This window comes from Bacillus sp. SH7-1 (assembly GCF_008042405.1).
GTDB classification, from domain to species: domain Bacteria; phylum Bacillota; class Bacilli; order Bacillales; family Bacillaceae_G; genus Bacillus_A; species Bacillus_A thuringiensis_N.
Genome location: NZ_QNUD01000002.1, coordinates 1 through 22,721 on the forward strand (window position 1 = coordinate 1; position 22,721 = coordinate 22,721).

A 22,721-nucleotide genomic window follows, 5' to 3' on the forward strand; every position below is an offset into this window, starting at 1 on the left:
TTCACGTTGTTTGTTTCGTTTAGTTTTCAAAGTTCAATATCGCGTTTTAGCGACTTTAATAATATATCATAGTATATTATTTTCGTCAACAAGTTTTTTTCGATAACTTGTATCTCTCATTTGCTGACTCTGCCTATTATATAAGCTTTCTCTTATCTATGCAAGTATTATTATAAAAAAATAAAGAGGGGGAAAATCCCCCCTCTCTTATTCTTCAGAAGAAACCTCTTCGCTTGTTTCTTCTTCGTCATCTTTTTGTGCTTTTGCTACCGTTGCTACCTCTTGCTCATCTTCTAATCGAATTAGACGAACACCTTGTGTATTACGTCCCATTTGAGAGATTTGATCAACTGGCATACGAATAATAACACCCGCTGCTGTAATTAACATAATGTCTTCTTCACCTGTTACAGACTTAACCGCTACTAATTTACCGTTCTTATCTGTAATGTTACAAGTCTTCAGACCTTTACCACCACGACTCTGTAGTCTATACTCTTCAACCGGCGTACGCTTACCATACCCATTCTTCGTTACGATTAAAACATTCGTATCTTCTTCAACAATTTCCATACCTACGACTTGGTCCTCTTCGCCTAGTGTAATAGCTTTTACACCAGCTGCATTACGGCCCATAGAACGTACATCTTGTTCATTGAAGCGGATTAACATACCATTACTTGTCCCTACGATAATATCTTTATCGCCAGATGTTAAACGTACAGAAATCACTTCATCTTCTTCACGAAGCGAAATTGCAATTAAACCGTTCGTACGTATATTTGCAAATGATGAGAGTGGCGTTCTCTTAGAGATACCTTGTTTCGTTGTAAAGAATAGGAACTGGTCGTCACCAAACTCACGAATTGGAATGATGGCGTTGATCCACTCACCTTTATCTACCCCTAATAGGTTAATAATCGGTAGCCCTTTTGCTGTACGACTATACTCTGGAATTTCATATCCTTTTGTACGGTATACTTTACCCTTGTTTGTGAAGAATAAAATATGATCATGTGTAGAAGTAGTCAATAAATGTTCTACGAAATCATCATCGTTCGTTCCCATTCCTTGTACACCACGTCCACCACGGTTCTGTGTTTTGTACGTAGAAGCTGGTAACCTCTTAATATAACCATTATGAGTTAACGTAATTGCAATATTTTGCTCTGGAATTAGATCTTCATCTTCAATAAATTCCATACCGCCGATTGTAATTTCTGTTCGTCTCTTATCATTAAAGCGCTCTTTCACTTCTGTTAATTCTTCTCGAATAATCTCAAGAACTTTCTCTTCATCTGCTAAGATCGCCTTTAATTCAGCAATTAACTTCATTAAATCTTGATATTCTTGCTCGATTTTCTCACGTTCTAATCCTGTTAAACGTTGCAAGCGCATATCTAAAATCGCTTGTGCTTGTTTCTCACTTAAACCGAAACGTTCCATTAAACCTTGCTTTGCGATATCAGCTGTTTTTGAACTACGGATTAAAGTAATAACTTCATCAAGGTGATCTAACGCAATACGTAATCCCTCTAGAATGTGGGCACGTGCTTCTGCTTTCTCTAATTCGTAAGCAGTACGTCTACGAATTACTACCTTTTGATGCTCTAAATAGTAATATAGATTTTGTTTTAAATTTAGGACTTGTGGCTCTCCATTTACAAGAGACAACATATTAATACCGAAGCTCGTTTGAAGTGCCGTGTGTTTATATAGATTATTTAATAGTACATTGGCATTTGCATCACGACGTACTTCCATAACAATACGCATACCATTTCGATCTGATTCATCACGTAAATCTGTAATACCTTCAATTTTCTTATCGCGAACTAATTCTGCAATTTTTTCAATTAATCGTGCCTTATTAACTTGATAAGGTAATTCCGTTACGATAATAGATTGTTTACCATTTGATTTCTCTTCAATTTCAACTTTGGCACGAAGCATAATAGAGCCTCGTCCTGTTTCATAAGCTCTACGAATACCACTTCGCCCTAAGATTAAACCTGACGTTGGGAAGTCTGGCCCAGGAATATATTCCATTAATTCCGCAATGGTAATATCAGGATTATGGCTTAATGCCAATACACCATCAATTACTTCGCCAAGTTGATGCGGCGGAATGTTTGTTGCCATACCAACTGCAATACCCGTCGTACCATTTACTAGTAGGTTAGGGAAACGAGCTGGTAATACAATTGGCTCTCTTTCAGAACCATCATAGTTATCTTGATAATCAATTGTATTTTTTGAAATATCACGTATTAATTCCATAGAAATCTTAGACATTCTTGCTTCTGTATAACGCATTGCTGCCGCTGAATCTCCATCAACAGAACCAAAGTTACCATGACCATCAACAAGCATATAACGTTGACTAAAATCTTGCGCCATACGTACCATCGTTTCATAAACAGCTGAATCTCCGTGAGGGTGATACTTACCAATTACTTCGCCGACAATACGCGCCGACTTCTTATATGCTTTATCAGCTGTAATTCCTAAATCATTCATCGCATATAAAACCCTACGATGAACTGGTTTTAACCCATCACGAACATCTGGTAATGCACGAGATACGATAACACTCATCGCGTAATCTAAAAATGAGGTACGCATTTCATGACTAATATTAATTTCTCGAATTCGTGCTTGTTGTTGATTTTCTGACATCAACGAGCACCTCCTCTTACATTTCCGTTACACATACATTGATTTATATGTAGAAGACAGGAATACTTATATTCCTGTCATTACTCATTTAAATATCAAGGTTTTTCACGTATTTTGCATTTTCTTGGATAAAGTTACGGCGTGGCTCTACTTTATCCCCCATTAAAATCTCAAATGTTTCATCTGCTTCAATTGCATCTTGAAGAGAAACTTGAAGTAACGAACGTACTTCTGGGTCCATTGTTGTCTCCCACAGCTGGGTTGGATTCATTTCTCCTAGACCTTTATAACGCTGAATTCCAGGTTTAGGTTGGGCTGGTAATTCAGCTAGTATTTTTTCAAGTTCTTTATCGTTGTAAGCATATTGAATTTTTTTACCTTGTTGTACTTTAAACAATGGTGGTTGCGCAATATAGATATAACCACACTCAATTATTTGACGCATATAACGATAGAAGAACGTTAATAATAGGGTACGTATATGTGCACCATCCACATCGGCATCCGTCATAATAATAATTTTATGATAACGAGCCTTCTCAATATCGAAATCCCCGCCAATATTTGTACCAATTGCTGTAATAATTGTACGCACTTCATCATTAGATAAAATTTTATCTAATCGTGCCTTTTCAACGTTAATAATTTTACCTTTAAGTGGTAAAATCGCTTGAAAATGACGGTCACGTCCTTGTTTCGCAGATCCGCCGGCAGAGTCACCCTCTACGATGTAAATTTCACTGATTGCTGGATCTTTCGAAGAACAATCCGCTAATTTACCAGGTAAACTTGAAACTTCTAATGCACTCTTTCTACGTGTTAATTCACGAGCTTTTTTAGCAGCTACACGCGCGCGTGCTGCCATCGTGCCTTTATCTACAATTTTACGCGCAACATTTGGATTTTCTAGTAAGAACTTTTCAAAGGCTTCCGAGAATACAGATTCTGTAATCGTTCTCGCTTCACTATTTCCAAGTTTCGTCTTCGTTTGTCCTTCAAATTGTGGATTTGGATGTTTAATTGATACGATCGCTGTTAAACCTTCACGAACATCTTCACCAGTTAAATTACTATCCGCATCCTTTAAAATATTATTTTTACGACCATAATCGTTGATTACACGCGTTAAGGCAGTTTTGAATCCTACCTCATGTGTACCACCTTCATACGTATGAATATTATTTGTAAATGAGTAAATATGATTTGTATATCCTTCGTTATATTGCAACGAAACTTCAACCTGGATTCCATCTTTTGAACCTTCCACATATACAGGCTCTTCATGGATTGGTTGTTTTGAACGATTTAAATGCTCCACATAAGATTTAATTCCACCTTCATAATGGAACTCTTTCTTTTGCTTATGTTCACGCTTATCTTCAATTGTTAATTTAATATTACGATTTAAAAACGCCAACTCACGCATACGAGTTGCTAACGTATCAAATTCATATTCTGTCGTCTCTTTAAAGATTTCTGGATCTGGCTTAAAGCGAGTTATTGTTCCTGTTTGATTTGTATCACCGATAACTTTTAAATCAGCAACCGGAATACCTCTTTCGTATTTTTGGTAATGGATTTTACCATCACGATGTACAAATACTTCTAGTTCTGTTGATAATGCATTTACAACAGATGCTCCAACACCATGCAAACCGCCAGAAACTTTATAACCGCCGCCGCCAAATTTACCACCGGCGTGAAGGACAGTCATAATAACCTCTACTGCAGGACGTCCCATTTTTTCTTGTATACCAACTGGAATACCACGTCCATTATCGGTTACAAGAATACTATTATCTTCTTCGATGCTAACATTAATTTCATCGCAATATCCTGCTAATGCTTCATCGATACTATTATCAACAATTTCCCATACAAGGTGGTGAAGTCCTTTTCCACTCGTAGATCCAATATACATACCCGGACGTTTCCGAACTGCCTCTAGTCCCTCAAGCACCTGTATCTGGCTTTCATCATATGCGTTCTCTTGCATTTGTTTTTGGTCCATTGACACAAAGATCACCTACTTTTCCATTTAAACAGGGGTTATGCCCTATCTATTTCACAATCTACCGTGCCGTTCGTTACATGAATTGTTTTTGCTTCTTTCAATGTTTCGTGTTCAATTCCGTCGACACTCGTCGTTGTCACAAATGTTTGCACCTTACCTTGAATTGTATTTAACAGATGTGATTGACGATAATCATCTAGCTCTGATAAAACATCATCTAATAAAAGAATTGGATATTCCTTAACTTCTGAGTAAATCAATTCAATTTCAGCTAATTTTAGGGACAGTGCGGTCGTTCGTTGTTGTCCTTGCGAACCAAAGACTTGAACATTTTTACCATTAACGAAGAATTGTAAATCATCACGATGAGGACCTATTAAAGTCGTACCACGGAAAATTTCACGTTGTTTCACAGATTGAAAACTTTCATAGTATACTTCTTTTATTTTCGACAAATCCATTGATTCTGATACATCTACGCTTGGTTTATAGATGATTTCTAACTCTTCTAATCCTCTACTAATCCCACGATGGATTGGTGCAGCCCATTCTTGTAGTAAGTGCAAAAACTCAAAACGTTTTCGCAATATTTTTGTACCATGTTCAATGAGTTGAAGTGTAAATACATCCAACATCGTTTCCTCATTTTTGCTATTCCCTTGCATTTTTTTAAGCAAGTGATTTCGTTGCGTGAGCACCTTTTGATATTGACTTAGTTCATACAAATAAACGGGTGCTATTTGTCCAAGTTCCATATCTAAAAAGCGTCTTCTTACTTGAGGGCTTCCTTTTACAAGATTTAAATCTTCTGGGGCAAACATGACAACATTCATTTCACCGATGTATTGGCTTAGTTTTTGTTGTTCAAGTTGATTTAACTTTGCCTTTTTGCCTTTTTTAGAAATATTTAATTCTAAAGACAAAGAACTGTTTCTTTTTTGCAAGCTACCTTTGATTTGACCATAATCTTCATCCCAGCGAATGAGCTCACGATCATTAGAGGTTCTATGAGATTTCGCCATCGCTAATACGTAAATAGCTTCCATCAAATTTGTTTTCCCTTGTGCATTTTCGCCAATAATTACATTGACCTTATCCTCAAAGGAAAGCTCTAATTTTTCATAATTGCGATAGTTTTTTAATTGTATTTCTTTAATAAACAAAGGGCTCCCCCTTTATGCCTGAACTTGGAAAGTTCCGCTTCCTGGAATTTCAATAATATCGTTCGCATACAGTTTGCGACCTCTTCTATTTTCAAGTTCTTGATTCACGTACACTTCATATTCTTGTAAAAACCATTTTACAGCGCCACCTGTATCAATTACATCGGCTAACTTTAAAAATTGTCCTAGTGTAATATACTCTGTTGAAATTTTAATACGTTTCATAAAATCGCTCACTTTCTGAAAGTGTTCATTCTTTCATTGTACTAAATAAACTAGCATTAGGAAAGTAATACCCAAAAATCAAATAAGGGCTACTAGCATCTGAAAACTAGCAACCCTTATTTCTTACTTAGTAAGTACGAACCGGTAAAATTAATTGAATAATGGATTCATCATTTACTGTACGAATTAAGAATGGTCTCATTGCTCCAGTAAAGCTAATCTTAATTTCAGTACTATCTAATGCCTTTAGTGCATCCATCATATATTTTGCACTAAAAGATATTTTTAACTCTTCCCCATCTACTTTTTCACATTGAACTTCTTCTACTACTTTTCCGATTTCCGGTGAATTCGAAGAAATTTCTAGCATTTCCTGTTCTAAGGTTGATAATTTCACAACATTATTACGACCATCTCTTGCTAATAGAGATGCACGATCAATTGCTTGTAAAAATTCTTTTGTATTTACAAAAATATCTGTTTTACTCTCTGCTGGAATTAAACGAGTTGTATCAGGGTAATTTCCTTCTAACAATCTTGAGAAGAATAATAAATGTTTTGTACGGAATAATACTTGATACTCCGTAATAACGATATCTACCATTTCTTCAGACTCATCTAGAATTTTGCTTAATTCATTTAAGCTTTTCCCTGGAATAACAACATTCGCTTGGAATTCATCTCCAATGCCTTCGATTTTTGCTTTTCGCAGAGCCAACCTGTGACTATCTGTAGCAATGCAAGTTAGTTCGCTGTTATATACCTTCCAGTTTACACCTGTCAAGATCGGTCTTGTTTCAGAAGTGGAAACTGCAAATACAGTTTGTCTGATCATATGTTTAAGTAAATCCGTTGGAATCTTAAAAACATGATGTTCTTCAATTTGTGGTAATAATGGATATTCTGCAGAATCTAAACCATTTAGATTAAACTCTGATTTTCCAGAAGTTATTTTTGTCATCAAATGATTTTCAACAGAAATTTCTACAGTTTCTTTAGGTAATTTTTTTACAATTTCACTAAAATATTTTGCCTGTAAAACAATACTCCCTGATTGTGTTACTTCTACGATTTCTTTTCCATCCTCTTCAACTGGGATGAAAGATTCAATCGAAATATCAGCATCGCTTCCTGTTAATGTAACGCCTTCTTCCGTAGCGACAACTTTAATTCCTGTAAGGATCGGAATTGTTGTACGAGAAGAAACAGCCTTCATTACATCTTGTACACTTCTTACAAGATAGTCTTTTTGTATTGAAAAACGCATAAAGAAAAACCTCCGGTAAGTATAAGATTTTATTTAATTAATAAAGATAAAAAATAGTAGTAATAGTAATAGGGCTTGTGGATATGTGGATAACCCCTTTGAAGGATGTAAAAACAGTCTATCTACATGTGGATAGACTGTGCGTAAAACAAGGGAAGTTATTCACACTATTCAGCTACTACTTTAAAATATCGTTAATTTCTTCAACTTGCTTTTGTAATTGCGTATCCGTTTTAAGTAGCTTAGAAATTTTTTCATGGGCATGGATAACGGTTGTATGATCACGTCCGCCGAATTCTTCACCTATTTTAGGTAAGGAGGAGTCTGTAAGTTCGCGTGATAAGTACATTGCAATTTGGCGAGGAAAGGCAACTGATTTTGTTCGCTTTTTCGCCTTGAAATCTTCTAATTTTACTTGATAAACATCCCCGACAGCCTTTTGGATATCATAAATAGAGATAATTTTTGGTTTAGAATTTGGAATAATATCTTTAAGTGCTTCAGCTGCTAAATCAGCATTAATATCTTTGTTAATTAAAGATGAATAAGCTACAACTCGGATGAGTGCGCCTTCTAGCTCACGAATATTTGAATCAATTTGATTTGCAATATAAAGCATGACCTCATTTGGTATATCAAGTCCTTCAGCCTTTGCTTTTTTACGTAAAATTGCAATTCGTGTTTCTAAATCTGGCGGCGTAATATCCGTAATAAGTCCCCATTCAAAGCGAGAACGAAGACGATCTTCTAAAGTTGGAATTTCTTTTGGTGGCCGATCACTTGAAATTACAATTTGTTTACTTTCTTCGTGTAATGCATTGAATGTATGGAAAAACTCTTCTTGAGTTTGTTCTTTTCCTGCTAAAAATTGAATATCATCTATCAATAAAACATCTACATTACGGTATTTATTACGGAAATCGACCGCTTTATTATCACGAATAGAATTAATGAATTCATTTGTAAATTTTTCTGATGATAAATATACAACCTTTGCGTTTGGGTTATGTTCAATTACATAATGACCAATTGCATGCATTAAATGGGTCTTTCCAAGTCCAACTCCCCCGTAAATAAAGAGGGGATTATATGCTTTAGCTGGTGCTTCGGCTACGGCCAATGAAGCAGCGTGAGCAAAACGGTTACCAGAGCCAATAACAAATGTATCAAACGTATATTTTGGGTTTAGCATACTCTGTGGTAAATGATTAGAATCATCTTGTGCTGAATTTGGTTTAGCAGGAGGAAGATCGATCTCCTCTTCCGCTTGACTTTGGGGAATAATAAAGCGAATAGCTAATTTTGCCCCTGTTAAATCATAAAGTGTTTCCGAAATTAGCTCTGAATAATGAGATTCTAACCAATCACGAGCGAATTCATTTGGAGCCGTAATTGTTAATACGTCTTTCTTTAAATTATGAGCGGTTGTTGATTTTAACCATGTTTCATAACTGGGTTTACTGACCTTTTTTTCTAGTTCTTTTAAGGCACTGTTCCATAAATCAGAGATGTTTTCCAAAGGTGTCCCTCCTTTACTAAGATGGTAAAAGAATAAGGTTGCGCAACAAATGTACAACCTAAATAAATATAAAATGTATATTTATACGAAACGTATTTTAAAACCTAAAAACGTCGTTTGTATATGAGATAGGGTTTTCGACAAAAAAAGCGAATGTGGATAAGCATTTACCCACATGTGATTAAAACTGTCCACATGTTATACACAATTTGTGGATAAGATAAAGGTGTGGAAAACTTATTCAAAGTGAAAACACAACTATAATATCAAAAAAAAGTAGCTATAGCAATGAAATTAAGAAAGTTATCCACAAAATCAATACCTTGTGGAATAAACTTGTCCACAACACGATATACTGTGTAAAAGTACGAAAAAAGTTTGTGGATATAAAAAACAAGAAAAAACATTTATCCACAAGGAAATATAGCGTCTGTGAAAAAGTATGTGAATAGGTTCAAAATGAATATTTGATGAAAATTTCTAGAACCATTGACATTTTCCTAGTTGATTAACTATAATTTATAAGACTGTCTTTAACAGATATTCCTCAGGGAGGTGTCATATAATGAAAAGAACTTACCAACCAAATAAACGTAAGCGCAGCAAAGTACATGGTTTCCGCAGCCGTATGAGCACAGCGAACGGACGTAAAGTGCTAGCAGCTCGTCGTCGTAAAGGAAGAAAAGTATTATCTGCGTAGACCACTGATCGTTCAGTGGTCTTTTTTTCTAATAATAGTGAATTTCCGCTGATGAACTACAGGAGTGTCAATTGATATGAAGAAAAAACATCGTATAAAAAAGAATGATGAATTCCAGACGGTTTTTCAAAAAGGAAAATCGAATGCAAATCGTCAATTTGTTGTCTATCAACTAGATAAAGAAGAGCAGCCAAATTTTCGCATTGGTCTTTCTGTCAGCAAGAAAATAGGAAATGCAGTAGTGCGTAACCGAATTAAACGTATGATTCGCCAGTCGATCATAGAATTAAAAGATGAGATAGATTCTGGAAAAGATTTTGTTATAATAGCAAGGAAGCCTTGTGCAGAGATGACATATGAAGAATTAAAGAAAAGCTTAATTCATGTCTTTAAACGCTCTGGTATGAAAAGGATAAAAAAGTAGCGTAAGGAAATGAATTACACTATATACATACCGAAACAAGGAGGAGCAGGCTTTGAAAAAGAAAATAGGTTTACTAGCCATGGTTATTGTATTAATGGCAATTGCTACTGGTTGTAGTGAAACGGGTCAGCCGATTACACCGAAAAGTACTGGAATTTGGAATGAATATTTCGTATACCCGCTTTCTCAGTTAATTACGTATTTTGCCAACTTATTTGGTAGTAATTACGGTTTAGCAATCGTTGTTACAACTCTTATCATTCGTTTTGCATTATTACCATTAATGATTAAACAAACGAAGAGTACGAAAGCAATGCAGGCGTTACAACCAGAAATGGTGAAGCTAAAAGAGAAATATAGTTCTAAAGATCAAGCGACACAGCAAAAATTACAACAGGAAATGATGCAGTTATATCAAAAAAATGGTGTGAATCCATTAGCCGGTTGTTTACCAATCTTCATTCAAATGCCAATTCTATTCGCTTTTTATCATGCGATTATGAGAACGGCTGAAATTAAGCAGCATAGTTTCTTATGGTTTGATTTAGGACATGCAGATCCGTACTATATCTTACCAATTGTTGCGGCAATTACGACATTTATTCAGCAAAAGCTTGCAATGGCAGGAACTGCTGGCCAAAACCCGCAAATGGCAATGATGATTTGGCTTATGCCGATTATGATTTTAATCTTTGCAATTAACTTCCCAGCTGCATTATCACTTTACTGGGTTGTTGGTAATATCTTTGGTATCGCTCAAATGTATTTCATCAAAGGGCCAGAAATTAAGGCTAGTAAGGCTGAGGGATCAGGCAAGTGAGTGTAATCACTGCTAAAGGTCGAACAGTTGAGCAGGCAGTAGAGGATGCTTTAAGGCAATTAAATGCTTCAAAAGACCGAGTAGATATAAATATTATCGATGAGGGTAAAAGAGGATTCTTAGGTTTATTTGGGAATCGACCTGCAGTAGTAGAAGTTGTATTGAAGAAAGACCCAATTCAAGAATGTGAAGAATATTTAAAAAATGTTATTCACGATATGGGTGTGGAAGCTGAGATTAGTAAAATTGTAAAAGGACGCGAAGTTGAATTTACAATTTCTGGGGAAAATATAGGTGTTTTGATTGGAAAAAGAGGAAACACCTTGAACTCTTTACAGTATTTAACAAAACTTGTGGCGAATCGCAATACGAAGCAGTATATTGGTATCACACTAGATGCTGAAAATTATCGTAGTAAAAGAAAAGGTACATTAGAAGCACTTTCTTATCGATTAGCAAAACAAGTAGTAAGTACGAAAAAAAGAGTTGTGTTGGAACCTATGCCATCTTTTGAACGAAAGATTATCCACCAAGCATTATCTAATCATCAAAATATCATTACAACTTCTGAAGGAAAAGAACCACATCGACATGTTGTAATATCTTCCAAATGACCGGTTACTCAATTGAGTGCCGGTTTTTTTTGAGGGGAAAATAGATGTGGATAACTAAAAAACACTAAACTTATCCACTGTGAATAAGTTTAGTGTTTTTTACATGAGGACATAATAAAATGAGTTATTATTCTTTTGTAGATAGGTTCGTTATGGTATTCTAATAATTTAGTGAAGAAAATAATCATGTTGAAATAGAGATAAATAAGCAAGTGAGGTGAAAGGACATGGAATTCGATACAATTGCCGCAATTTCCACAGCACTTGGAGAGGGTGCAATTGCCATTGTTCGAGTAAGTGGGGATGATGCGGTTGAAAAAGTTAATCGTATTTTTAAAGGGAAGGACTTAACAGAGGTTTCTTCTCACACAATTCATTATGGTCATATTGTTGATTTAGATACAAATCAGGTTATTGAAGAAGTGATGGTGTCTATTATGCGTGCACCAAGGACTTTTACACGTGAAAATATAGTAGAAATTAACTGTCATGGTGGACTTGTTTCGGTAAATAAAGTATTGCAGCTTATTTTAGCGCAAGGAGTACGATTAGCAGAGCCTGGTGAATTTACAAAACGTGCTTTTTTAAATGGCCGTATTGATTTATCACAAGCAGAAGCTGTTATGGACTTAATCCGTGCAAAAACAGATCGTGCAATGAACGTAGCAATTAATCAAATGGAAGGGCGATTATCTAAATTAATCGGCCGTTTGCGTCAGGACATATTAGAAACGTTAGCTCATGTTGAGGTAAACATAGATTACCCGGAATATGATGATGTGGAAGAAATGACACATAATATTTTAATTGAGAAAGCTACACATGTTCGTGCTGAAATTGCAAAAATATTAGAAACATCGAAGCAAGGAAAGATTTTACGTGAAGGTATTGCTACTGCAATCATCGGTAGACCTAACGTTGGGAAGTCATCGCTATTAAATAGTCTCGTTCAGGAGAAAAAGGCAATTGTAACTGATATTGCAGGAACAACTCGTGATGTTATTGAAGAGTACGTTAATGTGCGTGGTGTACCACTTAAACTTATAGATACAGCCGGGATTCGTGAAACAGAAGATGTTGTTGAACGAATTGGTGTAGAGCGTTCAAAAGAAATGATGAGCCAAGCTGATTTAGTGTTAGTTGTCGTTAATTATAGCGAAGCTTTAACGAATGAGGATGAAGATCTATTCCGTGCGGTACAAGGAAAAGATTTCATTGTTATTGTAAATAAGACAGATTTACCGCAAGCAATCGATATGGAACGTGTTACAGCATTGGCAGCGGGAAATCGTGTTATTACAACGTCGTTAATTGAGGAACAAGGAATAGATGAGCTTGAAAAGGCAATAGCTGATTTATTTTTTGAAGGAACAATTGATTCTGCAGATGTGACATATGTTTCTAACGCGAGACATATTGGATTATTAACACAAGCAGGAAGAACAATTGGAGATGCAATTGAGGCGATAGAAAATGGTGTGCCAATTGATATGGTGCAAATTGATTTAACAAGAACGTGGGAAATACTTGGTGAAATTACTGGTGATACCGTTCATGAAAGCTTAATTGACCAGTTGTTCTCTCAATTTTGTTTAGGAAAATAATATAGCGATGTTTTAGAAAGATAGAGATTATTAGGAGGAATAAATGATGGGATACAATGCCGGTTCATACGATGTCATAGTAATCGGTGCAGGTCATGCAGGATGTGAAGCTGGTCTTGCGGCAGCACGAATGGGCTCCAAAACATTAATGTTAACAATTAATTTAGATATGGTAGCGTTTATGCCGTGTAACCCTTCTGTTGGTGGACCAGCAAAAGGGATTGTTGTTCGTGAAATTGATGCATTAGGCGGAGAAATGGGACGCAACATTGATAAAACGCATATTCAAATGCGTATGTTAAATACAGGTAAAGGGCCAGCTGTACGTGCACTTCGAGCACAAGCAGATAAGTTCTCTTACCAGCATGAATTAAAGAAAACAATTGAAGAAACACCAAACTTAACCTTGTTCCAAGGAATGGTAGAGCGTTTAATCGTTGAAGACGGCGAATGTAAAGGGGTAATTACGCAAGCTGGTGCTGAATATACAGCAAAAACAGTTGTAATTACGACTGGAACGTTTTTACGCGGTGAGATTATTATGGGAGATTTAAAATATTCGAGCGGTCCGAATAATCAACAACCATCTATTACGTTATCAGAACATTTAGAGGAGCTTGGATTTGATCTTGTTAGATTTAAAACAGGTACACCTCCGCGCGTAAATAGTAATACGATTGATTACAGTAAAACAGAAATTCAGCCAGGTGATGATAAACCACGAGCTTTCTCTTTTGAAACGACAAAATTTATTATGGATCAAATTCCATGTTGGTTGACGTATACAAGTACGGAAACACATCGTTTAATAGATGAAAACCTACATCGCTCAGCTATGTATTCTGGTATGATTAAGGGAACAGGACCTAGATATTGTCCTTCAATTGAAGACAAAGTAGTAAGGTTTAATGATAAACCACGTCATCAAATTTTCTTAGAGCCAGAAGGACGTAATACACAAGAAGTGTATGTACAAGGTTTATCCACAAGCTTACCAGAAGACGTGCAGCGTGATATGCTTAGAACAATCCCTGGTCTAGAAAACGTTGAAATGATGCGTACAGGTTATGCAATTGAATACGATGCAATTGTGCCAACACAACTATGGCCAACACTTGAAACGAAAAATATTAAAAATTTATATACAGCAGGACAAATTAACGGAACTTCTGGTTACGAAGAGGCAGCAGGACAAGGGCTTATGGCTGGGATTAATGCAGCATGTCGTTCTTTAGGTAAGAAAGAAGTTATTTTAGGGCGTGAGGATGCTTATATTGGTGTCTTAATTGATGATCTTGTTACGAAAGGTACAAATGAACCGTATCGTTTATTAACGTCTCGTGCAGAATATCGTCTATTATTACGCCATGATAATGCTGATCTTCGTTTAACTGAAGTTGGTCGTGAAATTGGATTAATTAAAGAAGAGCGCTATGAGCGATTTACAAATAAAAAGTTACAAATTGAACAGGAAAAGGAACGTTTAAGCAGCATTATTATTAAACCACGTCCTGAAGTTCAAGAATTAATTCGCAGCATTGGTGGAAGTGAATTGAAAGATGGAATACGTGCAAGTGACTTATTACGTCGTCCAGAGATGACATATGAGCATATTCATCTTTTAGTACCAAGTGAAGTAGAATTAAGTGATGAAGTGACAGAACAAGTTGAAATTCAGATTAAGTACGAAGGATATATCGAAAAATCTTTACAGCAAGTAGAGCGTATGAAGAAGATGGAAAACAAAAAAATCCCTGTAGATATTGATTATGATGCGATTTCTAGCATTGCATCAGAAGCTAGACAGAAATTGAAAGATGTTCGTCCACTTTCAGTGGGGCAGGCTTCACGTATTTCTGGCGTAAATCCAGCGGATATTTCCATTTTACTTGTGTATATTGAACAAGGAAAAATTGCGCGAGTATCGAACCAATAAATAGTAAGGAGATATTGTTAGATGAACATAGAACAATTTCAATCTATGCTAGAAGAGAAGGGTATCACCCTCTCTTCTAGACAGTTAGAGCAGTTCGAAATCTACTTCGAAACATTAGTAGAGTGGAATGAAAAAATGAATTTAACGGCTATTACGGAGAAAGAAGAAGTATATTTGAAGCACTTTTTTGATTCCATTACAGCTGCTTTTTATTATGATTTTTCAAAACCATTCTCAATTTGTGATGTTGGCGCAGGAGCTGGATTTCCAAGTATTCCTTTAAAAATTTGTTTCCCGCACTTAAAAGTGACAATTGTAGACTCATTGCAAAAACGTATTAATTTCTTGAATCATTTGGCACAAAAGTTGGAATTAAGTGACGTTGCGTTTTGTCACGATCGTGCCGAAACATTTGGGAAAAAAGAAGGTGTACGTGAATCGTACGATATTGTAATGGCACGTGCAGTTGCACGTCTTTCAGTATTAAGCGAGCTATGTTTACCGCTTGTAAAAGTTGGGGGAACATTCATTGCAATGAAAGGTGCCGCAGCAAACGAAGAAATTGAAAATGGCAAGTATGCTTTAGAGGTGCTAGGCGGGGATTTAAAAGAAATGTCTACGTTCCAATTACCGTTTGAAGAAAGTGAACGTAATATTTTATTAATCGAGAAAAAGCGCAAGACACCAAAGAAATATCCACGCAAACCGGGAACACCCAATAAATTACCTATTGAAAAATAAATCTTATTAGACGTAAGATTAAATTATATAAATGAAAACGTAAATGTTTCATAGGAAACATTTTATGGAGAATAGTCAATAGGCCTAAAAGGTGGTGGAATATGTATGAAAAATACGTTTTCTCGTTTATTTGGCTTTGGAGATAAAGAGAGCGAATTCGAATTACAAGACGAAAGCCATGAAGAAATAGATAAAAAGGTATATGAAGAAATACAAGAAATTCCGATAGTAAATATTACCCCTAACCGTTATCAACCACGAACAGTTTTTGATGATGCACGTATTGAGGAGCTAGCATTAACAATTCGTACACACGGACTTATTCAGCCAATTGTTGTGAGGCAATATGAGGATGATAAGTACGAGATTATTGCTGGAGAAAGGCGTTTCCGTGCGGCAACAAAGTTAGGGTGGGAAAAGGTTCCTGCAATTATAAAGAACTTAAATGATACAGAAACAGCTTCTGTAGCTTTAATTGAAAACTTGCAGCGTGAGGAACTAACAGCAATCGAGGAAGCTGTGGCCTATCAAAAGCTAATTGAGTTACATAATTTAACACAAGAAGCATTGGCACAACGACTTGGAAAAGGACAATCCACAATCGCAAATAAGTTGCGATTGTTAAAGTTGCCTGAAGAAATAAAAAGTGCGTTATTAGAAAAAAGCATTACAGAGCGTCATGCTCGCGCGCTCATTCCTTTAAAAAATGAGGAATTACAACTGAAAGTTTTACAGGAAATTGTGGAGAAACAACTGAATGTAAAGCAAACAGAGGAACGAATTGCGAAATTACTAGAGGAAGCAAAACCGAAGCGTAAGGCAAAGCAAAAAGCAGTAAGTCGAGATACGAGAATTGCCATGAACACAATTAGACAGTCATTACAAATGGTTGCTGACAGTGGTTTAAATGTTAATTCTGAGGAAGAAGAGTTTGACGAGTACTATCAAATTACAATTCAAATTCCGAAGAAAAAATAATAATGGCGTGTTAGAGACCTGATCCTATTGGATAGGTCTCTTTTACTATATTTTCTTGTTAGATGAAGAAGGAGTTTACAAATAAATTTTGAAGTTTAATAAGGACGTAAAAGAAAAACTTTTATTTCATGTTACAATAAACGTAATTGTTACTAGAATAAGATAGAAAGGTTGAAAGTAGGTGACATCATGGGAAAAATCATTGCTATAGCCAATCAAAAAGGTGGCGTTGGGAAAACAACAACATCTGTTAATTTAGGGGCTGGATTGGCACAAGTAGGTAAAAAGGTCCTTCTTGTAGATATTGATGCTCAAGGAAATGCAACGACGGGTGTGGGAATTGAAAAATCCGAATTAGATCAATGTATTTACAATGTTCTTGTGGAAGATGCAGATGTTCAAGGGGTTATACAGAAAACCGCAACTGAAAACTTAGATGTTCTACCCGCTACAATTCAATTGGCAGGTGCTGAAATTGAATTGGTACCGACTATTTCCCGGGAAGTACGTTTACAAAGGGCATTACAGCCAGTTCGTGATGAATATGACTATATTATTATCGACTGTCCCCCGTCCTTAGGGTTATTAACGATTAATGCATTAACCGCAGCAGATTCTGTTATTATTCCTGTTCAATGCGAATATTACGCACTAGAAGGATTAAGTCAGCTATTAAATACAGTTCGACTTGTGCAAAAGCACTTAAATAAAAATCTAGCAATTCAAGGTGTATTGCTAACGATGTTGGATGCCCGTACGAATTTAGGGATTCAGGTTATAGATGAAGTGAAGAAATACTTTAGGGATAAAGTATACCGTTCGATTATTCCTCGTAATGTTCGTTTAAGTGAAGCACCAAGTCATGGGAAACCAATTATGCAGTATGACGCTAAATCAAGAGGGGCAGAAGTGTATATAGATTTAGCAGAGGAAGTGATTGCAGGTGGCTAAAGGATTAGGAAGAGGAATCAATGTGTTTTTTCCTGATTTAGATGTGAAAGAAGAAGAGACAATTCAGGAGATTGCGATAACTGAATTAAGACCGAATCCATATCAACCACGTAAACACTTTAATAAAGAGGCAATTCAAGAATTATCGGCTTCTATTAAAGAGCACGGCATATTACAACCGTTAATTGCTAGGAAGAGTATTAAAGGATATGAAATTGTTGCAGGTGAAAGAAGATATCGTGCTGCCAAAGAGGCCGGGCTTGAAAAGGTACCTGCCGTTGTAAGACAATTAAACGAGCAGCAAATGATGGAGTTTGCATTGCTTGAAAACTTACAACGAGAAGATTTAAATCCAATGGAAGAAGCAATGGCATATCAAATGTTAATGAATGAGCTAAATGTAACGCAAGAACAATTAGCAAAACGTCTTGGTAAGAGCAGACCTTACATTGCAAATTATACGCGGTTATTAAGCCTCCCTCCGTTTGTACAAGATATGATTGCAAATGGTCAACTTTCAATGGCTCATGGGAGAACTTTACTTACAATAAAAGATGAAGAACAATTGAAATCTTTATTGAAACGAATTGAAAAAGAAGGATTAAATGTTCGTCAATTAGAGAAAATTGTTCAGGAGATTAATCAACGCGTTTCACGTGAAACAATACAAGTGAAAAAGGAAAGAAACATATTTTTCGTAGAACGCGAAACGTTCTTAAGAGAAAAATTTGGCACAGATGTGAAAATTAAAGAAACGAAAAAAGAAAAAGGTAAAATCGAAATTGAATTTTTTAATAAAGAAGATTTGAATCGTATTTTAGAATTATTAGCACAGAAAAACTAAAAAGCAAACCATCTTATTATTTATAGATGGTTTGCTTTTTTTAATACAGATAATTTTTGGTCAGTTTCTTTTATACTCTGTGCAATTACCTCAGCCATTTTCATGACTAAACTTAATCTTGTATTTTGCAGAACGAAAAACTCCATAAAACCATTTAGATTTACGATGCCATGAATATGTAGATCACCAACTGCAGGTAATTTCTTATTCATTGCAGCTCCGGGTTTACTAGGCCCCATTCCGGTGGTGATGGAACCGATGCTTTGAGACTTTCCTAAACAGGCATCAACCGCAATTATAAATGAAGTAGGATTATCTTTCTGTATATTCTGAATTCTTGCTTCTAAATTTAGCGCATGTACTGGCTCATCTAGTGTACCGAACACTTGGAAGTTTTTAATTCCTACTTGTTCTAATTTCGTACCGACTAACGGACCGAGTGCATCGCCTGTAGAACGATCTGTTCCGATACAAACGAGAATAATCGGTATATTCGTTTTAATAGGGATATGGGAAAGTAAGAAGTTACTAATTGTCTCGGAGGCTTCTACGTCTTGGTGCATAACATTTTGAGTTTCTTTTTCGAAAAAGGGTAAGCGAAAACTTCCAATATTCATGAAGCATCCATCCTTTTAATAAATTTTCAAAATATGTTATATGGAGAGTAAAATGGAAAACTATAAGTGCGTACTTCCTGTAAAACTTGAGTGAAAATGGAATAATAGTACTAGTATATATATATTCGTTCCATTTTATACCTGCATGGAAGTTAACAAATGCAATTAAAGTCATAAAAACTTTGCAGAAATCAGGGTGACTTCTGATACAATGAGAAGGATAATTAAAAAGAAATTTTAGCTGGAGAGGTAGAGGTACATGGATTTAGCGTTGAAATGGTTTGAGTCCATTGATTGGACGAATATAGGTGTGAAATCACTAAAAATAGTCGTTATTTTAATACTTGGTGCAATTATTGTGCGAGTTGCGCGTGCAATTGTACGAAATGCGTTTCGTATGGGAAGTCGTTCGCCAATTCAAATTTCAGAACGTCGTACAGTTACAGTAGCGAAGTTACTTGAAAATATTGTGGCATACGTTGTTATGTTCATTATGCTAATTGCGATTTTAGGTGTGTTTAATATTAATGCATCTGGTTTATTAGCCGGTGCCGGGGTAATTGGTTTAGCGGTCGGATTTGGTGCTCAAAGTTTAGTGAAAGATGTCATTACAGGGTTATTTATCTTGCTAGAAGACCAATTTTCAGTGGGAGACTATGTGAAAATTGGCCAGTTTGAGGGAGTCGTTTTAGAAATTGGACTTCGTACAACAAAAGTAAAGAGCTGGACAGGCGAAATTCATACTTTACCAAACGGAAGTATCATTCAAGTTACTAACTATTCAGTTAGTAATAGTGTTGCATTTGTTGATGTATCTATTTCGTATGAGGCTGACATAGCAAAAGCAGAGCAAGTCATCGAAGAATTATTAGAAGAATTACCTGCGCAATATGAGCAAATGGTAACAACGCCTCTGTTATTAGGCGTGCAAACATTAGCTGCATCAGAAGTTATATTACGTGTTATTGCAGAAGTAGAGCCGATGCAACATGCGGTTATTGCAAGAGTACTTCGTAAAGAAATTAAAAATCGTCTAGATTTACATGGGATTGAAATTCCATATCCACGTATGGTTTTATATAATCGTGAAGAATTGGTAAGTGGAAAAGCAATTTAGTATGGAGAGGGGTTTGGAGAATGGAGCAAAAGCAGTATAACTTGTACGATGTTGTGGAAATGAAGAAAGCCCACCCATGTGGTGAGAATCGTTGGAAGATTATTCGTATGGGAATGGATATCCGCATTAAGTGCGAGGGATGTGACCATTCAGTAATGATTCCTCGAAGAGAGTTTGATCGTAAGGTGAAAAAAATACTTGTGAAGCACGAAGAATAGAGAGAAAGTAACAGTTGCAGTGGGTAGCTGTTACTTTTTTTCGTTTGGAGGAAACTTGTCATTTTTTTCGTTACTATCTATAATGATGAAAGATTGAGACATAGGAGTGAAAAATATGGGATTAACGGCTGGGATTGTTGGATTACCTAACGTAGGGAAGTCCACTTTATTTAATGCAATTACACAAGCAGGAGCAGAATCTGCAAACTATCCATTCTGTACAATTGATCCAAACGTAGGGATTGTAGAAGTACCAGATGAGCGTTTAAATAAATTAACGGAATTAGTAGAACCGAAAAAAACTGTTCCGACTGTATTTGAGTTTACTGATATTGCAGGTATCGTAAAAGGTGCTAGTAAAGGTGAAGGTTTAGGAAATAAATTCTTATCTCATATTCGCCAAGTAGATGCAATTTGCCAAGTTGTCCGTTGTTTTGAAGACGAAAATATTACGCACGTTTCAGGGAAAGTAGATCCAATCGATGATATTGAAACAATCAACTTAGAGCTAATCTTAGCAGATTTAGAATCTGTTGATAAACGTATCGAGCGTGTTGCGAAATTAGCAAGACAAAAAGATAAAGAAGCAGTATATGAGCATGAAATTTTAGTGCGTTTAAAAGAAGCTTTCGAAGAGGGAAAACCGGCTCGTACTGTTGAGTTTACAGAAGAGCAGATGAAGATTGTTAAAGGTCTTCATTTACTGACAACGAAAGAAATGTTATACGTAGCAAACGTAAGCGAGGAAGATGTTATCGATCCTTCTGAAAACAAATACGTACAAATGGTAAAAGAATTTGCTGCAAATGAAAATTCTCAAGTAATCGTTGTATGTGCAAAAATCGAATCAGAAATCGCTGAGTTAGACGAGGAAGAGAAAAAGGTATTCCTTGAAGAGCTAGGCATTGAAGAATCTGGTTTAGATCAATTAATTCGTGCTGCATATGATTTATTAGGACTTGCTACTTACTTCACAGCTGGTGTGCAAGAAGTACGTGCATGGACGTTTAAACAAGGTATGAAAGCACCACAATGTGCTGGTGTAATTCATACAGACTTTGAGCGTGGATTTATTCGTGCGGAAACAGTTTCTTATGATGATTTAATGACAAACGGTTCTATGACAGCTGCAAAAGAAGCTGGAAAAGTACGTTTAGAAGGAAAAGAGTATATCGTAAAAGACGGAGACGTTATGCACTTCCGCTTCAACGTTTAATTTAATATTTCCTAGGAAAAATAAAGATATAAGCTTGGCAAATATATTATGTGTTTGCCAAGTTTTTTATGTATGGGTGAGTTGATTCATCTAACTTACTATGATATAATCTAAACTCGTGAGTAATTACTATAAATTAATTGCTCCTTGCCCATTATGGGCCGTTTAGACCAAAAGGAGGTGAAAGTGTAATGAGAAAGTACGAAATTATGTACATCATTCGTCCTGGCGTTGAAGAAGAAGCTCAAAAAGCTTTAGTTGAACGTTTTGCAGGTGTTTTAACAAACAATGGTGCAGAAATCATTAACACGAAAGAGTGGGGTAAGCGTCGTTTAGCTTACGAAATCAACGACTTACGTGAAGGTTTCTACATGATCTTAAACGTGAACTCTAACGCAGAAGCGATTAACGAATTCGACCGTTTAGCTAAGATCAACGAAGACATCCTTCGTCATATCGTTGTTAAAGAAGAAGAAAAATAATTGATATATAAGGGAGAGTGGTTCGATTGATGAATCGTGTTATCCTCGTTGGTCGTTTAACTAAGGACCCTGACTTACGTTACACGCCCAATGGTGTTGCAGTAGCTACTTTTACGTTAGCTGTGAATCGCGCATTTGCGAATCAACAAGGTGAGCGTGAAGCTGACTTTATTAATTGTGTAATATGGCGTAAACAAGCAGAAAACGTAGCAAATTATTTGAAAAAAGGTAGCTTAGCAGGCGTAGATGGACGTCTTCAAACTCGTAATTACGATGGACAAGATGGTAAACGTGTATATGTAACAGAAGTTCTTGCGGAAAGCGTACAATTTTTAGAGCCGCGTAATGGCGGTGGGGAGCAACGTGGTTCATTTAATCAGCAACCATCAGGAGCTGGTTTCGGTAACCAAAGCTCTAACCCATTTGGTCAATCTAGTAATTCGGGCAACCAAGGTAACCAAGGAAACTCTGGATTTACGAAGAATGACGATCCATTTTCAAATGTAGGTCAACCGATCGACATTTCCGACGACGATTTACCGTTCTAATACAGTAAATTTGTTAGTTTTAACTAAGAATGGAGGGAAATAGA

The 22,721-nt window shown here is 36.1% G+C and carries 22 protein-coding genes; 15 read left to right on the forward strand and 7 right to left on the reverse strand.

What is annotated here, in order from left to right; all coding sequences use genetic code 11:
- Positions 1-207: 207 nt before the first annotated feature.
- From gyrA to dnaA, 6 genes are all read right to left on the reverse strand, one after another.
- The gene (gene gyrA / locus DN390_RS00210; protein ID WP_097951317.1) at positions 208-2,679 is read right to left on the reverse strand and encodes a DNA gyrase subunit A; all 2,472 of its coding nucleotides are present in this window, start codon (positions 2,677-2,679) and stop codon (positions 208-210) included.
- Between the two features lie 88 nt (positions 2,680-2,767).
- Entirely contained in the window at positions 2,768-4,690 is a 1,923-nt protein-coding gene (gene gyrB, locus DN390_RS00215) for a DNA topoisomerase (ATP-hydrolyzing) subunit B (RefSeq protein ID WP_063224001.1), read from the reverse strand.
- A gap of 38 nt (positions 4,691-4,728) precedes the next feature.
- Entirely contained in the window at positions 4,729-5,856 is a 1,128-nt protein-coding gene (gene recF / locus DN390_RS00220) for a DNA replication/repair protein RecF (RefSeq protein ID WP_060633074.1), read from the reverse strand.
- 12 nt (positions 5,857-5,868) lie between these two features.
- Positions 5,869-6,081 carry a S4 domain-containing protein YaaA gene (gene yaaA, locus DN390_RS00225; RefSeq protein ID WP_000821369.1) on the reverse strand — a complete coding sequence of 71 codons (213 nt, stop codon included), beginning with the start codon at positions 6,079-6,081 and terminating at the stop codon, positions 5,869-5,871.
- A 127-nt stretch (positions 6,082-6,208) separates the two neighbouring features.
- Positions 6,209-7,348, reverse strand: a complete 1,140-nt coding sequence (dnaN, locus tag DN390_RS00230) for a DNA polymerase III subunit beta (RefSeq protein ID WP_147806340.1) — start codon at positions 7,346-7,348, stop codon at positions 6,209-6,211.
- Positions 7,349-7,526: 178 nt separating this feature from the next.
- The gene (gene dnaA, locus DN390_RS00235) at positions 7,527-8,867 is read right to left on the reverse strand and encodes a chromosomal replication initiator protein DnaA (protein ID WP_097951318.1); all 1,341 of its coding nucleotides are present in this window, start codon (positions 8,865-8,867) and stop codon (positions 7,527-7,529) included.
- A gap of 565 nt (positions 8,868-9,432) precedes the next feature.
- Between dnaA and rpmH the strand changes: the two genes are divergently transcribed.
- The 10 genes from rpmH to spo0J all read left to right on the forward strand — a co-directional run bounded on the left by rpmH (position 9,433) and on the right by spo0J (position 18,479).
- Entirely contained in the window at positions 9,433-9,567 is a 135-nt protein-coding gene (gene rpmH, locus DN390_RS00240; RefSeq protein WP_000831901.1) for a 50S ribosomal protein L34, read from the forward strand.
- A gap of 76 nt (positions 9,568-9,643) precedes the next feature.
- Entirely contained in the window at positions 9,644-9,991 is a 348-nt protein-coding gene (gene rnpA / locus DN390_RS00245; protein ID WP_147806341.1) for a ribonuclease P protein component, read from the forward strand.
- 52 nt (positions 9,992-10,043) lie between these two features.
- The gene (gene spoIIIJ, locus DN390_RS00250) at positions 10,044-10,811 is read left to right on the forward strand and encodes a YidC family membrane integrase SpoIIIJ (protein WP_060633071.1); all 768 of its coding nucleotides are present in this window, start codon (positions 10,044-10,046) and stop codon (positions 10,809-10,811) included.
- Complete coding sequence (gene jag, locus DN390_RS00255) at positions 10,808-11,425, forward strand: RNA-binding cell elongation regulator Jag/EloR (protein ID WP_097951319.1); 618 nt, start codon at positions 10,808-10,810, stop codon at positions 11,423-11,425. The genes spoIIIJ and jag overlap by 4 nt, the downstream gene beginning before the upstream one ends.
- Positions 11,426-11,652: 227 nt before the next feature.
- Positions 11,653-13,029 carry a tRNA uridine-5-carboxymethylaminomethyl(34) synthesis GTPase MnmE gene (gene mnmE / locus DN390_RS00260; protein ID WP_063223995.1) on the forward strand — a complete coding sequence of 459 codons (1,377 nt, stop codon included), beginning with the start codon at positions 11,653-11,655 and terminating at the stop codon, positions 13,027-13,029.
- Positions 13,030-13,075: 46 nt separating this feature from the next.
- Positions 13,076-14,965, forward strand: coding sequence for a tRNA uridine-5-carboxymethylaminomethyl(34) synthesis enzyme MnmG (mnmG, locus tag DN390_RS00265; RefSeq protein WP_097951320.1), 1,890 nt, complete (start codon positions 13,076-13,078; stop codon positions 14,963-14,965).
- A 21-nt stretch (positions 14,966-14,986) separates the two neighbouring features.
- A complete protein-coding gene (gene rsmG / locus DN390_RS00270) occupies positions 14,987-15,706 on the forward strand; it encodes a 16S rRNA (guanine(527)-N(7))-methyltransferase RsmG (protein ID WP_001019622.1) in 720 nt (239 codons plus the stop codon).
- Between the two features lie 105 nt (positions 15,707-15,811).
- Entirely contained in the window at positions 15,812-16,684 is an 873-nt protein-coding gene (gene noc, locus DN390_RS00275; protein WP_000799027.1) for a nucleoid occlusion protein, read from the forward strand.
- Positions 16,685-16,873: 189 nt separating this feature from the next.
- The gene (gene soj / locus DN390_RS00280; protein WP_000516114.1) at positions 16,874-17,635 is read left to right on the forward strand and encodes a sporulation initiation inhibitor protein Soj; all 762 of its coding nucleotides are present in this window, start codon (positions 16,874-16,876) and stop codon (positions 17,633-17,635) included.
- Positions 17,628-18,479, forward strand: coding sequence for a stage 0 sporulation protein Spo0J (gene spo0J / locus DN390_RS00285; protein WP_097951323.1), 852 nt, complete (start codon positions 17,628-17,630; stop codon positions 18,477-18,479). The genes soj and spo0J overlap by 8 nt, the downstream gene beginning before the upstream one ends.
- Before the next feature lie 20 nt (positions 18,480-18,499).
- On the opposite strand, the gene yyaC is transcribed toward spo0J, so the two are convergent.
- Entirely contained in the window at positions 18,500-19,096 is a 597-nt protein-coding gene (gene yyaC, locus DN390_RS00290) for a spore protease YyaC (protein ID WP_147806342.1), read from the reverse strand.
- A gap of 259 nt (positions 19,097-19,355) precedes the next feature.
- On the opposite strand from yyaC, the gene DN390_RS00295 reads away from it, so the two are divergent.
- The 5 genes from DN390_RS00295 (at position 19,356) to ssb (ending at position 22,677) form a co-directional block, all read left to right on the forward strand.
- Complete coding sequence (locus DN390_RS00295) at positions 19,356-20,213, forward strand: mechanosensitive ion channel family protein (RefSeq protein WP_097951325.1); 858 nt, start codon at positions 19,356-19,358, stop codon at positions 20,211-20,213.
- 20 nt (positions 20,214-20,233) lie between these two features.
- Positions 20,234-20,431 carry a DUF951 domain-containing protein gene (locus DN390_RS00300; protein WP_000436051.1) on the forward strand — a complete coding sequence of 66 codons (198 nt, stop codon included), beginning with the start codon at positions 20,234-20,236 and terminating at the stop codon, positions 20,429-20,431.
- Between the two features lie 115 nt (positions 20,432-20,546).
- Positions 20,547-21,647: a redox-regulated ATPase YchF gene (ychF, locus tag DN390_RS00305; RefSeq protein WP_147806343.1), complete on the forward strand. Its 1,101-nt coding sequence runs from the start codon at positions 20,547-20,549 to the stop codon at positions 21,645-21,647.
- 191 nt (positions 21,648-21,838) lie between these two features.
- Positions 21,839-22,129, forward strand: a complete 291-nt coding sequence (gene rpsF / locus DN390_RS00310; protein ID WP_001233781.1) for a 30S ribosomal protein S6 — start codon at positions 21,839-21,841, stop codon at positions 22,127-22,129.
- 26 nt (positions 22,130-22,155) lie between these two features.
- The gene (ssb, locus tag DN390_RS00315) at positions 22,156-22,677 is read left to right on the forward strand and encodes a single-stranded DNA-binding protein (RefSeq protein WP_000981963.1); all 522 of its coding nucleotides are present in this window, start codon (positions 22,156-22,158) and stop codon (positions 22,675-22,677) included.
- Positions 22,678-22,721 lie beyond the last annotated feature (44 nt).